Source organism: Sphingomonas abietis, from assembly GCF_027625475.1.
In the GTDB taxonomy this organism is placed as follows: domain Bacteria; phylum Pseudomonadota; class Alphaproteobacteria; order Sphingomonadales; family Sphingomonadaceae; genus Solisphingomonas; species Solisphingomonas abietis.
Window position 1 is genome coordinate 3,826,041 of the sequence record NZ_CP115174.1, and the last position, 14,169, is coordinate 3,840,209.

A 14,169-nucleotide genomic window follows, 5' to 3' on the forward strand; every position below is an offset into this window, starting at 1 on the left:
CGCGATATCGCCCGGAAGATCAGCGAACCGCGCCACCCGCGATGAGCTTCGGTAGCAAGGTGATCGCGCCGAGGATCGGCCAGCGCCGCTGCCAGGGGCGGATCGCGATCCGGGTGCCGGCGTGGCGGTTGATCTTCCAGGCGAGATAATCGAGGCCGCCGGCGAAGGTGGCGCTGGCCTTGGCCAGCCGCAGCAAGGTCAGCCGCTTGCCCCGGCGCTGGGTGCGCCGCCAGCCGCGCAGCGCCTGTTCGGGGGACAATCGCGCCGGCGCCAGCTCCCGCGCTGCCTCCAGCACCGGCCCCGAGAAACGTCGATAGCGATCGGGATCGCCATCGACGATGCTGCCGGAGCGCGTGCGCCGCTCGGCTCGCAATTCGGCGGCATAAGTGAGCGCGAAGGCCGCCCGCCACATCTCCAGCGGATCGCCCTGATCGACGGACAGCGTCGGCAGGGTGCGGGCGATCAGCGTCGGCGCCGCCTTGGCCACCGCCGCGACCGCCGCGGCGCGCGCGCCCTCGTCCGCCGCCCAGACCAGGCGCGACGGCTGGGCGAACCGCGCCCAGACCGAGGGATTGTCGGTTTCCGGCCCACACAGGCGGGTGAAGTCGGCCTCGCTCAGCACCGCATATTTGCAGGCCAGCCCGCCCGCCTCGAACGGGAAGACGTTGGGCGGCACCAGCCGGTTCGCCGCCGCCATCCAGCCGCCGCCATAGGCCGCGGGATAATCCGATACGATCAGGTAGAAATCGAGCATCAGCCCGTCGAGCTGCTGCTCGCGCAGGCAGGAGCCGTAGAACAGCACGGCCCGCGCCGCCCGGGGATAGAGCGCCGCCACCGCTGCCGCCAGAGCGACGGCGCGCGCGTCCGCCGCCTCCGCCAGTTCGGCCGCCACCAGATCCTTGAGCATAGCCGGCATCGCGGCGGCCTTCAGGCGGCGAGGCTCAGGAATGGCACCGGCGCGGTCGGCGTCAGCACGATCGGGAAGCCCGCCTTCGCCTCGAACAGCTCGCCGTCGAGAATCACGCTCGAACGCTCGCCCTCGATGCGGATCTCGTCGCCGCGCTCGATATGGACGCCGTTCATCCGCGATTGGCCGAGTCGCCCGAACAGGCTCGCCAGCGTCGCGCCGAGCAGCGATCCGGTCTTCTGCTCGACCATCATCAGCTGCAACGCCCCGGCCTTGTCGCTGTGCGCCTGCTTCCAGCCGAGCACCAGCTTGTGCAGCGTCGTCACGATCATCACCGCGAAGGTGCCGGTCAGCACCCCATGCCGCAGCACCGACACCGAGACGGTGCGCGGCTTGGGCGGCAGGAAGGCGGCGCGGATGCCGAACACCATGGTGAACAGCAACGCGACCGCGGTCAGCGCGTGGCTGATCCCGTTGGGCAGGCCCAGCGGATAGATCTTGTTGCGGCAATAGAGCATCGAATCGGCCAGCCCGGCCCCACCCAGGAACATGCCCAGCACCGGCCGCTCATTGGCGTCGCCGTTGGAGAGCGCGATCAGCTCGCGCGCCACGATATGCGGCGCCATGTCGTCGCGGGCGATGTCGATGATGCGCTGGAGCGCGGACAGCGGATCGCCGACCGCGCCGAGATCGAGCGCGATCAGGTTGGTCTTGCCGTTGGGCAGCACCGCGACGGGCGGCGGCGTCACCCCGAAATGCTCGCCATGATAGAGTTCGGTAAGCGTCGCCTGCACGGTGCCGTCGCCGCCGTTGATGACGAGGATCTTCGGGCGGACGCGCGCGATGGTGCGCAACGCGTCGCCGATCTGCTCGACGCTCTCGACCTCGTAATGGAACACGTCGCGATGTTCGGCACAGAAGGCGCGGATGCGCGGCAGCAGCGAGCGGTTCCCGGTCGAGCGGGGATTGGACAGAAGGGCGACGCGGGCCATCAGCTCTCCGATACCGGGCCGAACGAGCCGCCCGAGAGATAGTTGAGCGTCACCGGCACCACGCGCACGCCATGCGTCACCTCCACCGCCACCTGATCGGGCGACGGCTTGCGCTTGAACATCAGATCGAACAGCGAGACATGCGGGTTGCCGGACATGCCCCCGCCATCCGATCGATCGGTCTTGCCGGATCCGTTGAGATCATGGCGGACGGAGACCGCATAGCGCCCCGGTGCCGACACCGGCACGCATATGTCGACCGCCGCGCCAGCCTGCGGCACCCGGATATCGATGCGCTTCAAATAGCTGCCCTTGTCGAAATAATGATCGGGATCGCCGCCATAGGACTGCACCCGCAGGATGCCGGTACGCGCCTTGAAGCCGGTGACATGCACCAGCATCGCCGTGTCGCCGGCGCTGCAGGCCGCCGCGAACGGCCCGACGGGAGCGGCATATGCCATCGCCGGCACGGCCATCATGGCACCGAGCGTCAAGGCCGCAGCGCGCAACCGCTTTTTGGACATGACCTCGCAACTCCCGGAAGCTATAGGCTCGTGACTCAAGCGTGCGGGATCACCGATCCCTCATGCTCACCACGGGTTGCTAGATCGGCCGCAAATGCGGCCGAAAAAGGGTCATGAGGCGTCCAAACCTTGCCATTTCTGACGCGGATTGATCGTTATCTCGCCCGCCTGATCGCGGTGCCATTGATATCCACGCTGCTGCTCGCGGCGATGCTGTTGCTGCTCGACAAGATGCTGAAGCTGTTCGACTTCGTGGTGCGCGAAGGCGGGCCGGTCAGCGTCGTGTGGAAGATGCTGGCCAACACCATCCCCGAATATATGTCGCTGGGGGTGCCGATCGGCCTGACGCTGGGTACGTTGCTGGCCTTTCGCAAGCTCGCCCTCTCGTCGGAACTCGACGTGCTGCGGGCGCTCGGCTGGAGTTATGGCCGGCTGCTGCGCGTGCCCTATCTCTATGCGATCGGCCTGGCTTTCGTGAACCTGATGATCGTCAGCTTCGCCCAGCCTTATTCGCATTATGCCTATGAGGGGCTGCGCTACGAGCTGCGTTCGGGGGCACTGGGCGCCTCGATCAAGGTCGGCGAGTTCACCAAGCTCGGCAAGAAGGACACGCTGCGGATCGAACGCAGCGCCAATGGCGGCCGCGATCTGTCCGGCATCTTCGTCCACGCCGAGGGCGAAGACGGCAAGACCTACGCCGTCACCGCCGAGACCGGCACCTTCATGGCGACCGACGATCCCGACACCATCATCTTCCGCCTCCACAATGGCGTGCTGGTCAACAACGCGCCCAGCTTCAAGACGCCGCGCGTGCTGAGCTTCACCAGCCACGATCTGCCGATCGCCTTGCCCAAGGTGAGCGATTTCCGCCATCGCGGCGGCGGCGAGAATGACGAGCTGACCGTGCCCGAACTGGTCAAGCTCGGCACCAGCGCCGGCACGCCGGCCAAGCTGCGCGCGCAGAGCAATGCCGAATTCCATTTCCGCATGGTCGAGGTGGTGATCATGTTCCTGCTGCCGATGCTCTCGGTGGCACTGGCGGTGCCGCCCAAGCGATCGACCTCGGCGCTCGGCGTGTTCCTGTCGATCGTGATGATCGTCACCTACCACAAGGTGAACCAATATGCAGCCGCCGTCGCCGCGCTCGGCAAGGTCAACCCGGTGCTGGCGCTATGGGTGCCGTTCGTGATCTTCTCGCTGCTGATCTGGTGGATGTACCACACCCTCGCCCACAAGCCCGGCGGCCAGCCGATCGGCGCGCTGGAGCGGGTCACGGCCCGCATCGCCGGCAGTTTCCGCCGCTGGTTCAGGGTTGGCCGTCGCCGGGAGCGTGCCGCATGACTCCGCAGGAATTCCGCTTCTGGCCCTCGCGCACGCTGGCCTGGTACATGGCCCGTACCTTCCTGGTGCGCTCGGCCGCCGTGCTGGCGGCGCTGCTGATCGTGCTGCTGACGCTCGATCTGCTCGGCGAATCGGGCGACATCCTCGCCTATCCCGGCAATGGCGAGGCCCAGCTGTGGCATTATGCGGCGTTGCGTGGGCCGCAGATCATCGCCTTCCTGCTGCCCTTCTCGGTGCTGCTCGGCACGTTGATCACGCTGGTGACGCTCAACCAGAATTCCGAAGTGATCGCGATGAAGGCCGGCGGCGTCTCCGCCCACCAGATCCTCGCCCCGCTGGTGCTGGCCAGCCTCGGCATCGCCGCGCTGTCCTTCACCTTCAACGAACGGGTCGTCACCCGCTCCACCGCCACGCTCAACGCCTGGCAGGATGTCGATTACGGCAAGGTGCCGGTCAGCCGGGGCACGCCGACCAACATCTGGGTGCGCGACGGCGACGATATCGTCCATGCCGATCAGGTGATCGGCAAGGGGAGCGGCGTTCATCTCACCGGCGTCACCGTCTATGATCGCGACGGCGGCGAACTGCATCACATCTTCACCGCGCCCTCCGCGCGGGCCAAGATCGGCCCCGATGGCGCCATCGCCGGGTGGACTGCGCCCGACGTCACGATGTTCGACGTCGTGTCCGGCACCGAAAGCAAGATGCCGCAATATATGTTCGGCGCGCACATCACGCCCGACCAGTTCACGCTGGCCGACGTCAATGCCGACGAGCATTCGCTGTCCGAACTCGGCGCCGCGGTGAACGATCTCAAGTCCGCCGGCCGCCCCACCGGGCCGCTGGAGACCGGCTGGTGGCACAAGATTTCGGGGCCGCTCTCGTCGGTGCTGATGCCCTTGCTGGCCGGCGTCGCGGCGTTCGGCCTGGCCCGATCCGGGGCGCTGTTCCTCCGTGCCGTCATCGGCATGGCGCTGGGCTTCACCTATTTCGTCGCGGACAATTTCGCGGTCGCGATGGGCAATCTCGGCGCCTACCCGCCCTTCCTCGCCGCCTGGGCGCCCTTCCTGCTGTTTCTGCTGATCGGCGAAACCGTGTTGATTCGAACCGAGGAATAAGCGGCATCCCGCACCGGATTGCGCTTGTCGGCCACGGTGGACGAATATTTAAGTGGAAACCCGTGCGCGCGCCGTCTTAAGGCTCCGCGCAAGACAGGGAGACCATCATGGCGGGCGCGATTCAGATTTTCGAGGTCAAGACGACGGCGGACAAGAAGCGCTTCGTCGACGTCCAGTTCGCCCTCAACAAGCATGATCCCGCCTGGGTGCCGCCCTTGAAGATGGACGCGCTGGAACTGCTCACGCCGGGCAAGAATCCATGGTTCGAGCATGGCCATGGCGACCTGTTCATCGCGGTGCGCGACGGCAAGGATGTCGGCCGCATCTCCGCCCATATCGACCATCTCTGGCTGGACATGCCGCCCGAGCAGGGCGGCGGCAAGGATATCGGCAATTGGGGCCTGTACGAGGCGACCGACAAGGACGTTTCCGACGCGCTGATCGCCCATGCCGAGGCCTGGCTCCGAAAGGAGGGCATGAAGCGATCGGTCGGCCCGATCTCGATCTCGATCTGGGATGAACCCGGCCTGCTGATCAAGGGCCATGACCATTCCCCGACGGTGATGATGGGCCACCATAATCCGCACTATGAAGCGTGGATCGAGGCCGCCGGCTACGGCAAGGTGAAGGATCTCAACACCTACGAAGTCGATATCACCAAGACCTTCCCGCCGCTGATCGAGCGGATCGTCGCCTCCGGCGAACGCAATCCGCGGATCACCGTCCGCACGGTCAACAAGAAGAATTTCAAGGCCGAGGCCGCCCTGATCCTCTCGATCCTCAATGATGCCTGGTCGGGCAATTGGGGCTTCCTGCCGATCACCGATTCGGAAATCCAATATGTCGGCAAGAAGCTGAAGCCGATCGTCTTCAACGATCTGATCCGCATCGCCGAGGTGGAGGGCGAGCCGGTCGCCTTCATGATGACCTGGCCCGATCTCAACGAGATGCAGAAGGATCTCAACGGCAGCCTCTTTCCGTTCGGCGTGGTGAAGCTGCTGTGGCGGCTCAATGGCGGCTTCTCCGGCCGGCCGACGGTGAACACCGTGCGCGTGCCGCTGATGGGGGTGAAGAAGAAATTGCAGGCGACCCGCCTGGCCTCCCAGCTCGCCTTCATGATGATCGAATATATCCGCTCGGATTCGGTCAAGCTGTTCGGCGCCACCCGCGCCGAAATCGGCTGGATCCTCGAGGACAATCAGGGAATGGTGTCGATCGCCGACGCGATCAACAGCCATAAGAACCGGGTCTACCGCATCTACACCAAGGATCTCTGAGCCGGATTATTTGTCCAGGCTGTAGGCGGGGATCGTCGCGGCGATCGGATCGGTGCGCACCTGCACCGCGATCACCAGCCCCACCGCCACCAAGGCCCCCGCGATCACCAGCGCGGTGCGGGTGCCCTGCCCGATCTTCGCGAGCGGCCACACCGCCGCCGCGACGATCAGCAGGAAGGCCAGCATCACCGGCGCCATCGGCGCGCCGACGCCGAGAAAGGCGAGATGCGCGAGCGGGATCAGCGGCGCGACCACCAGCGCCAGCGCCAGCGCTGGGATGGCCGCTCCCCACGGCCGTTGGAAACCGGGATCGGTCCACGCCACGAGGCAGGCCGCCAAGGCGAGGATCAGCGCCGGCCAGGCGAAGATCCACGCGACCAGCGGTGCCCGGCCCTGCAACAGCAAGGCCACGAGCAACAGCATCGCGATCGCCCCGATCCAACCGTTCCACCGCGACACGCCCTCCACCGGAGCCAGCCAGCCGGCCAGCATCCCCATGACCGCCATCGCCACGATCACGAGATGGGGGCCGCCGAGCTTCCAGCCGGCCACGCCCAACAGCGCACCGGGGAGCAATCCCCATGCGCGGTAGGGGAAGCGCCGCAGCGTCAGCCAGCCGATCAACGTGGTCAGGCAGGCCAGCACGGCCTGCATCTCCAGCCGCGGCAACGCCGCGAGCCGATCATAATAATTGGGATGCGCAGCGCTGCCCGAGACGAGATTGAGCACGAGCAGCAGCAACAGCCCATGGGCGATCAGCCACAGGAAGGCGCCGATACCCCCGCCGATGCCGCGCAATGCGAACCCCGCGTGCCGACGGAGACCCAGCACCGCCGCCGCCAGGGCCAGCCCGGCCGCCAGCACGATCAGCCACCCCGCCGCCGGGCTGTAGATCAGCAGATGATGGCCCGCGACATCGAAGAACACGGCGTCGCGCGTCGCGGCCGGCAACATTCTGGCGGTCGCCAGCGCCGATGCCAGATCGAGCGCCTGATCGCCCATATCCTGCAACGCGCGCGGATCGAGCCGATCGGCGGTGGCGCGCGGTGAATGATAATATTCCGGCCGCCCCATGATGGCGAAGTTGAACCCGGGAAGGCCCTGCTCGCGGATCGGCGTGAAATCGGTGTCGTTGGGCATCAGCCGATAGGCCAGCACCGACATCGCATTGGCGACGGGATGGCGCACGGCCTGCCCGAACAGCGCCATCATCGCGCCATTGCCATTGCCGGTCTCGAACATCGTCGCGCGACCGCCGGCCCCCCGCGCCTCGAGGTTGATGACGACCCCGACATGCCGGGCGACTCCGTCGCTCGGCCAGAAGGCGCGTGCGCCCGAAAGCCCGATCTCCTCGCCATCGGTGAACAGCACGACGATGTCGCGCGTCGGCGTCCCCTGCGCCCGGATCGCGCGCAGGATTTCGAGGATCGCGGCGACGCCGACGCTGTCGTCGCCGCCGCCCGGCGATCCCCACACCGTATCCATATGCGCCATCAGCGCGACGGCCGGCCTAGTCCGGTCCCGGCCCGGCAGTACGCCGACGATATCGGCCATCTCGCTTGCCCGGCTGGCCTGCGGATTCCAGCGATGCAGCGTCGCGAAGCCTTCGGGATCGATCAGGTAGCGGCGTTCCTCGGGCACGATGCCGATCGCCCGCAGGCGCTTCTCCAGATAGGCGTGGACCCGCTCGCTGTCGGCACTGGCGGTCGGGTGCGGGCGCATCGCGAGCGCGTGGATGTCGGGCAGCGCGCGCTCTGCCGAAAAGGCGGTCGCCGGCGCCGATGCGGGGACGACCGGTGGCGGCGTGGCCGCCCGCACCCCGATCCAGAGCGACACGACAATGGCGATCAGCAGACAGGCGATCCGCACGGGATGGCTCATGCCGTCGAGGGGCGTCCTGTCGCCAAGCCGCGCGTCGCGTTCGATCGTCAGCGCAACTCTACCCAGGTCGGGGCGTGATCCGACGCCTTTTCGCGGCCGCGCACCGCCTTGTCGACATCGGCATGGATCAGCCGGTCGGCCGCCTGCGGGCTGAGCAGAAGGTGATCGATGCGGAAGCCCGCGTCGCGCGCCCAGGCGCCGGCCTGGTAATCCCAGAAGGTGTAGAGCTTCTCCGGTTCCGGGTGACAGGCGCGGATCGCATCGGTCCAGCCTTGGAACAGCAGCCCGCGGAAGGCAGCACGGCTCTCCGGCTGCATCAGCGCATCGTCCTGCATCGCGCGCACCGAGAAGGTATCGATGTCGGCGGGAATGACGTTGTAGTCGCCGGCGAGGACCACTGGCTTCTCCTCGGCCAGCAACGCGCGCGCGCGCTCCGCCAGACGGGCCATCCAGGCGAGCTTATAGTCGAATTTCGGGCCGGGCTGCGGGTTGCCGTTGGGCAGGTAGAGCGAGGCGATGACGATGCCCGCCACCTCGACCTCGATATAGCGGCTCTGCACATCCTCCGGATCGCCCGCCAGGCCCCGCTGGCGTTCGACGGGCTCGGCACCCCTGGCCAGGACCGCGACACCGTTGAAGCCCTTCTGGCCGTGCCAGGCGACGCCATAGCCGGCATCCTCGAGCGCCTTGAGCGGGAACTTCTCGCCCTCCGCCTTCAGTTCCTGGAGGCAGGCGACGTCGGGCCTGGTTTCATCGAGCCATTCGAGCAGGCGTGGCAGGCGGGCGTTGATACCGTTGACGTTGTAGGTGGCAATCCTCATCGCTCGGTCTTAACCGGCTCACCCCCGCTCCGAAAGGGTCAGATCGAGAAGCTCGATCCGCAGCCGCAGCCCGAAGCCGCCTGCGGGTTCTCGACCCGGAACGCGGCACCGCCCAGCGACTCGACATAATCGACCATCGCGCCGCGCACGAGATCGAGACTGACAGAATCCACCACCAGCGTCACGCCGTCGCGGATCGTGGTCACATCGTCGTCGCCGACCGCATCGGCCAGCCCGAAGACATATTGGAAACCGGCGCAACCGCCGCCGTCCACGGACAGGCGCAGCATCGCCGGTTTGCCGGTCTTGGTCGCGATGGCGGAGACGCGCGCGGCGGCGGCGGGCGAGATGTCGATGTCGGAAGCTTCGCTCATGGTGCGAAGATAGGCACGCCGGAGCGCCGGATCAATCGGCGGCGTCAGGATCTTCCGGGCCGCCCATCGCCACCGCCTGGCCGGCATGGATCGGCATCGTGCGATCCTGCAACGCCGTCATATAGTCGGCGGTCTGGAGAAAGGGCATCGGGTTGACGGCGCGGCCATCGATGCGGACTTCATAATGCAGGTGGCTGCCGGTCGAACGGCCGGTCGAACCGACCAGCGCGATCAGATCGCCGCGATGCACGCGCTGGCCGTCATGCACCAGGATCTGCGAGAGATGGCCGTAGCGGGTCTCCAGACCCTTGCCATGCTCCAGCTGCACGAGATTGCCATAGCCGCCATAGGTGCGCTCGGCGCGGCCGACGATCCCGTCCGCCGTCGCGTAGACGGGCGTGCCGGTCGGCGCGGCCATGTCGAGGCCGGGGTGCATTTCGCCGCCATGGCCACCGAACGGATTGCCGCGCACGCCGAAGCCCGAGGTGTAGCGGAACTGCTGGACCGGCTTCTGCGACGGCACCGCGACGATGCCGCCATGCGGCACGGCATCCATCTTCTTCCACCCATCGAACAGCGAGCGGAACATCGGGTCTGCCTTGTTGGCGAGGCCGGTGTTGGACACCGCATCGAACGCGCCGACCGAAGCGGTCGCCGTCACGGCAGCGGCATCGGTGGCAGCGGCGGGGCTGGCGGCGATCATGCCGGCAGCGAGCAGCGCGGCGGCGGAAATCTTGTGGATCGGGAACCGAACGATCTCGGCGGCGTTCAACAATCGGCTGGAAAACAAGCTCACGATTTTCTTCCACCTTGCACGCGCCACGGGGCTGGAGACAGGCTCCATCCGCAGATTTTCGGGTTTGCCGATCGTGGAATTGCCCCTCCGCTCTCGACCAGGACGGTGTGGCCTGATCAGGTTAACGTCGCAAGAGTCCCGTAATAGTCCAGCGTCAAACCGGCCTGAGCGCGCGCTGAATCGTTAAAGGGCGGCTTCACCACCCCCGAGAAATGGCGGGAAATCAACGATCGCCACAGTTCGGCCGGCACCAGCCGGTCGTTGACGCAGCAGGATTCGAACCATTTCGTCCCGATCGCGACATGCCGGATCTCGTCATGGTAGATGCGGGTGAGGATGCGCGCGGAATGCCCGTCGCCCGCCGCTTCGAAGCGCGCGACGGTCGCCGGCGTCACGTCGAGGCCGCGTGCCTCCAGCGCCATCGGGACCACCGCGAGCCGGGCAATGCGGTCATGCCGCGTCTTGCCCGCCGCCTCCCACAGCCCGTCATGCGCGGGCAGCGCGCCATAATGCGCGCCCGCCTTTTTCAGCCGCCGGTCGAGCAACGCGAAATGCATCGCCTCGTCGGCGCCGACCGAGAGCCAGTCGTCGACGAAGCGGCGCGGCATCCCCTCGCCGAACCGCCCGGCGCAATCGAAGGCGAGATCGATCGCGACATATTCGATGTGCGCGAAGGCATGCAGCATCGCGATCCGCGAACGTTCCGATCCGGCGCGACCGCGCTTGGGCATCCGGTTCGGCGGCAGCAGTGCGAGGTCGGCGGGGCGCGGCGGATCGTCGGGCATGGCCACGTCGAACAGGAAAGCCAGGCGCCCCTGCTGCCAGGCCCGTTGCGCGGCACGCGCGGCGAACGCCTTCTCGATCGGGTCGGCCGTCAGCAGCACCGCACGGCAGGCCTGTGCGATCGAGGTCGCCGATGCGACGCCCTCGCGCCCGATCCGCATCTCTTCGGACACGCTCATCCCTGCGGCAGCGCCTCGGCGGCGGCGAGCACCTGCTCGGCATGGCCCGGCACCTTCACCTTGCGCCAGATTTTGGCGATCCGCCCGTCCCTGTCGATCAGGAACGTCGCCCGATCGATGCCCATATACTGGCGGCCATAGAGGCTCTTCTCGATCCAGGTGCCGAACGCCTCGCACACCGACCCGTCCTCGTCGCTGGCGAGATCGATGGTCAGGCCGTGCTTCGCGGCGAACTTGCCATGCTTGGCGGGCGTGTCCTTGGAAACGCCGATCACCCCGATATCCGCCGCGTCGAACGCCGGCTTGAGCGAGGAGAAATCCTGCGCCTCGCGGGTGCAGCCGGGGGTATCGTCCTTGGGGTAGAAATAGAGCACCAGCGGCCGCCCGCGGGTCTGAGAAAGGGTCAGCGTGCCCCCGTCCGGCGTGGTGAGCGTCACGTCCGGCGCGATGTCGCCGATATCGGGTCCGCTTGCCATCATCTCTCTCCTGCCTGTGCGACGATCCCGGCCCATGCCAGGCGGACGCTCTGCCGCGCTTCCTCCAGCGCCGCAAGCAGCGCCGGCCAGTCCGCCATGCCGCACGCGCGGACCAGGGCGTCGCGCGCGGCCGGGCTCGGCTGCTCGGCGCGCGGGCTGATCAGGCGGAGCGCGACCAGCAGGCGGGTGAGCAGATCATGCGCCGCCATCGATCGGTGCGGCAGCAGCCCGGCCGAGACCAGCGCGCCGATCGCCTCGGGCAGGCGCGGATCGAAGCCGGCCCGGTAACGCAACTGGGTGACATGGACCACGAACTCCAGATCGATCAGCCCGCCATCCATCAGCTTGACGTCGAGCGGCCCGATCGGCGGCTTGTGGCGGGCGATGTCACCGCGCATCTTCACCGCATCGGCGAGCAGCGCCGGGATGTCGCGCGGCGCCGCCAGCGTATCGCCGATGATCGTCTCCAGCGCCGCCCGCCCCGCCGCCGATCCGAACACGACGCGCGCGCGGGCCAGCGCCATATGCTCCCAGGTCCAGGCCCCCTCGCGCTGGTAGCGGGCAAAGCTGTCGAGGCTGACCGCGAGCAGGCCCTGATGGCCCGACGGCCGCAGCCGGGTATCGATGTCGTAGAGCGGCCCCGCCGCCGTCGGCACCGACAGGGCGGCGGTGATCCGCTGCGCCAGCCGATTGAAATAATGGGTCGCGCCCAGCGGCTTCGGCCCATCCGATTCGGCCAAGTGATCGCCGGTGAACAGGTAGACGAGGTCGAGATCGGAGGCATGGGTCAGCGCCGCGCCGCCGAACCGGCCGAGCGCGAGGATCAGCAATTCGCCCTCGGGGATGCGGCCATGGGCCTGCTCGAACGCCTGCACGGTCGCCGCCGCCAACGCCTCCAGCGCACCCTCGGCGATGCGCGCATAGCCGCCTGCCACCGCCAGCGGATCGCGCGCGCCCGAGACGATCTGCACCCCTTCGGCAAAGCGCAACTCGCCCACCTCGCGGCGGACGCGATCCAGCAGCGACTGATAATCCTCGTCGCCCGTGCCGCCGAACCGCCGTGCCAGCGCCGCCACGTCCGGCGGCGCATCGAGCGCGCTCGCATCGATCAGCCCGTCGATTAGCTCCGGCCGGCGCCCCAGCATGTCGGCGAGCGTCGGCGCCAGGCTCAGCACATCGCCGACCAGCGCCGCCAGCGACGGCCGCGCCTCCAGCAGCCGGAACAGGTTGATCGCACTGGGCAGGCGCGCGACGACGTCATCGAAGCGGTTGAACGCCACCGCCGGATCGGGCGCACGCCCCAGCGCCGCCACGAGATGCGGCAGCACCGCCTCCAGCGCATCCTGCGCCGCCGGAGAGCGCAGGGCGCGGGCACCGCCGCCGCGCCACCCGATGATGCGCTGGGCGATCGCGCCGGCATCGGCGAAGCCCGCCTCGCCCAGCACCGCGACGAGCGCATCGCGATCCTGCGGCAGGCGGCCATCCTCCGGCGGATCGAGCGCATCGTAGAGCGCACCGACCATCTCGACATGCGGGCGCAGCGCATCGAGCAGCGCCGCGCCATCCGCCCGGTCGTCAAGCCGCGCCACATTGTCGAGCGCCGCCGGATCGCGCGGCAGGCTGTGGGTCTGCTGGTCCTCGACCATCTGGAGCCGATGCTCGATCGTGCGATACAGCCGATACGCCTCGCTTAATGCCGCGGCCTCCCCCGGGGCGATCAGCCCTGCCGCTTGCAGCGCCGCCAGCGCATCGAGCGTGGCCGGCACGCGCAGCGCCGGATCGCGCCCGCCATGGATCAACTGGTGGATCTGCGCGAAGAATTCGATCTCGCGGATGCCGCCACGGCCACGCTTGAGATCATAGCCCAGGCCGAAACGCTGCCCGGCCTCGTAATGACCGCGAATCCGGCGCGAGAGCGCGCGGATTTCGCGCAGCGCGCCGAAATCGAGTGCCCGGCGCCAGACGAACGGACGAATCTCGGCCAGGAAGCGCTCGCCGAGCGCGATGTCGCCCGATGCCGCGCGCGCGCGGATGAAGGCCGCGCGTTCCCACGGCAGCGCGCTCGATTCATAATAGCTGATCGCCGCCGACACCGGCAGCGCCAGCGGTGTCGCCTCGGGCGACGGCCGGAGCCGCAGATCGATGCGGAAGACATAGCCGTCGCCATCGATCGCCTGCATGATCTCGACCACCCGGCGCGCGATCCGCACCGCCGCCTCGACCGGCTCCTCGCGGGGCCGTCGCGGCAGGGTCTCGGGATCGAACAGCAGGATCGGATCGATATCGGAGGAATAGTTGAGCTCGCGGCTGCCCTGCTTGCCGAGCGCCAGCGCCACGAAGCCGGCCGGTACAGCCTCGGGCGTCCGCTCGCGGATCGCCGCTTCGATCGCGCGACCAAGCGCATCGTCCGCGAAACGGGACAGTCGCCGCGTCACCTCCTCCAGCCCCATCGCGCCGGACAGATCGCCCACCGCCACGGCCAGCGCCAGCCGCCGCTTCTCGGCCCGCAACTGGGCCGCGACAGTGGCGCCTTCGGGCAGCGGCTCGTCGCAGGATGCCAGCGCCGCGGCGATATCGCCCGCGTCGAGCGCCGCCGCGACGGCGGTTTCACGAGCGGCGAGCCGACGCAGATAGGGGGCATAGGCCCGCGCCCGCCCAAGCGCCGCCGCAACGGCCGTGGCCTCCAGGCCGCTCATGTGA

Annotated in this window: 13 protein-coding genes; 3 read left to right on the plus strand and 10 right to left on the minus strand. The window is 68.0% G+C overall.

All coding sequences use genetic code 11. The features are described from left to right. Positions 1-19 precede the first annotated feature (19 nt). Genes PBT88_RS17905 through PBT88_RS17915 form a run of 3 tightly spaced genes read right to left on the minus strand, consistent with a single transcriptional unit; the run spans position 20 to position 2,360 of the window. A complete protein-coding gene (locus PBT88_RS17905) occupies positions 20-916 on the minus strand; it encodes a hypothetical protein (protein WP_270076659.1) in 897 nt (298 codons plus the stop codon). An 11-nt stretch (positions 917-927) separates the two neighbouring features. After that, the gene (locus PBT88_RS17910) at positions 928-1,899 is read right to left on the minus strand and encodes a diacylglycerol/lipid kinase family protein (protein ID WP_270076660.1); all 972 of its coding nucleotides are present in this window, start codon (positions 1,897-1,899) and stop codon (positions 928-930) included. After that, on the minus strand, positions 1,899-2,360 hold the full coding sequence (locus PBT88_RS17915) for a DUF2141 domain-containing protein (protein WP_270076661.1): 462 nt from the start codon (positions 2,358-2,360) through the stop codon (positions 1,899-1,901). The genes PBT88_RS17910 and PBT88_RS17915 overlap by 1 nt, the downstream gene beginning before the upstream one ends. Before the next feature lie 192 nt (positions 2,361-2,552). On the opposite strand from PBT88_RS17915, the gene PBT88_RS17920 reads away from it, so the two are divergent. The 3 genes from PBT88_RS17920 to PBT88_RS17930 all read left to right on the plus strand — a co-directional run bounded on the left by PBT88_RS17920 (position 2,553) and on the right by PBT88_RS17930 (position 6,159). Beyond that, positions 2,553-3,764, plus strand: a complete 1,212-nt coding sequence (locus PBT88_RS17920; RefSeq protein WP_270076662.1) for an LptF/LptG family permease — start codon at positions 2,553-2,555, stop codon at positions 3,762-3,764. Continuing rightward, positions 3,761-4,882: an LPS export ABC transporter permease LptG gene (gene lptG, locus PBT88_RS17925; RefSeq protein WP_270076663.1), complete on the plus strand. Its 1,122-nt coding sequence runs from the start codon at positions 3,761-3,763 to the stop codon at positions 4,880-4,882. Before PBT88_RS17920 ends, lptG begins: the two co-directional genes overlap by 4 nt. A 107-nt stretch (positions 4,883-4,989) precedes the next feature. Continuing rightward, on the plus strand, positions 4,990-6,159 hold the full coding sequence (locus PBT88_RS17930; RefSeq protein ID WP_270076664.1) for an N-acetyltransferase: 1,170 nt from the start codon (positions 4,990-4,992) through the stop codon (positions 6,157-6,159). 6 nt (positions 6,160-6,165) lie between these two features. Here the strand turns inward: PBT88_RS17930 and PBT88_RS17935 are convergent, their stop codons facing one another. From PBT88_RS17935 to PBT88_RS17965, 7 genes are all read right to left on the minus strand, one after another. Next, positions 6,166-8,040, minus strand: coding sequence for a M20/M25/M40 family metallo-hydrolase (locus tag PBT88_RS17935; protein WP_270076665.1), 1,875 nt, complete (start codon positions 8,038-8,040; stop codon positions 6,166-6,168). Positions 8,041-8,087: 47 nt separating this feature from the next. Continuing rightward, entirely contained in the window at positions 8,088-8,861 is a 774-nt protein-coding gene (gene xth, locus PBT88_RS17940) for an exodeoxyribonuclease III (RefSeq protein ID WP_270076666.1), read from the minus strand. A gap of 38 nt (positions 8,862-8,899) precedes the next feature. Beyond that, a complete protein-coding gene (locus PBT88_RS17945) occupies positions 8,900-9,235 on the minus strand; it encodes a HesB/IscA family protein (protein WP_270076667.1) in 336 nt (111 codons plus the stop codon). Between the two features lie 31 nt (positions 9,236-9,266). Continuing rightward, positions 9,267-10,031 carry a M23 family metallopeptidase gene (locus tag PBT88_RS17950; protein WP_270076668.1) on the minus strand — a complete coding sequence of 255 codons (765 nt, stop codon included), beginning with the start codon at positions 10,029-10,031 and terminating at the stop codon, positions 9,267-9,269. Between the two features lie 116 nt (positions 10,032-10,147). Next, the gene (locus PBT88_RS17955; protein WP_270076669.1) at positions 10,148-10,993 is read right to left on the minus strand and encodes a ferritin-like domain-containing protein; all 846 of its coding nucleotides are present in this window, start codon (positions 10,991-10,993) and stop codon (positions 10,148-10,150) included. Beyond that, positions 10,990-11,469 carry a peroxiredoxin gene (locus tag PBT88_RS17960; protein ID WP_270076670.1) on the minus strand — a complete coding sequence of 160 codons (480 nt, stop codon included), beginning with the start codon at positions 11,467-11,469 and terminating at the stop codon, positions 10,990-10,992. The genes PBT88_RS17955 and PBT88_RS17960 overlap by 4 nt, the downstream gene beginning before the upstream one ends. Continuing rightward, positions 11,469-14,165: a bifunctional [glutamine synthetase] adenylyltransferase/[glutamine synthetase]-adenylyl-L-tyrosine phosphorylase gene (locus tag PBT88_RS17965; RefSeq protein WP_270076671.1), complete on the minus strand. Its 2,697-nt coding sequence runs from the start codon at positions 14,163-14,165 to the stop codon at positions 11,469-11,471. The genes PBT88_RS17960 and PBT88_RS17965 overlap by 1 nt, the downstream gene beginning before the upstream one ends. Between the last annotated feature and the right edge of the window lie 4 nt (positions 14,166-14,169).

Bases quoted from the DNA above. Each gene is read 5' to 3' on its own strand.
- PBT88_RS17910 (WP_270076660.1), bottom strand. From the start codon at position 1,899: ATGGCCCGCGTCGCCCTTCTGTCCAATCCCCGCTCGACCGGGAACCGC.
- PBT88_RS17955 (WP_270076669.1), bottom strand. From the start codon at position 10,993: ATGAGCGTGTCCGAAGAGATGCGGATCGGGCGCGAGGGCGTCGCATCG.
- PBT88_RS17935 (WP_270076665.1), bottom strand. From the start codon at position 8,040: ATGAGCCATCCCGTGCGGATCGCCTGTCTGCTGATCGCCATTGTCGTG.
- xth (WP_270076666.1), bottom strand. From the start codon at position 8,861: ATGAGGATTGCCACCTACAACGTCAACGGTATCAACGCCCGCCTGCCA.
- PBT88_RS17915 (WP_270076661.1), bottom strand. From the start codon at position 2,360: ATGGCATATGCCGCTCCCGTCGGGCCGTTCGCGGCGGCCTGCAGCGCC.
- PBT88_RS17930 (WP_270076664.1), top strand. From the start codon at position 4,990: ATGGCGGGCGCGATTCAGATTTTCGAGGTCAAGACGACGGCGGACAAG.
- PBT88_RS17905 (WP_270076659.1), bottom strand. From the start codon at position 916: ATGCCGGCTATGCTCAAGGATCTGGTGGCGGCCGAACTGGCGGAGGCG.
- PBT88_RS17945 (WP_270076667.1), bottom strand. From the start codon at position 9,235: ATGAGCGAAGCTTCCGACATCGACATCTCGCCCGCCGCCGCCGCGCGC.
- PBT88_RS17965 (WP_270076671.1), bottom strand. From the start codon at position 14,165: ATGAGCGGCCTGGAGGCCACGGCCGTTGCGGCGGCGCTTGGGCGGGCG.
- lptG (WP_270076663.1), top strand. From the start codon at position 3,761: ATGACTCCGCAGGAATTCCGCTTCTGGCCCTCGCGCACGCTGGCCTGG.
- PBT88_RS17960 (WP_270076670.1), bottom strand. From the start codon at position 11,469: ATGGCAAGCGGACCCGATATCGGCGACATCGCGCCGGACGTGACGCTC.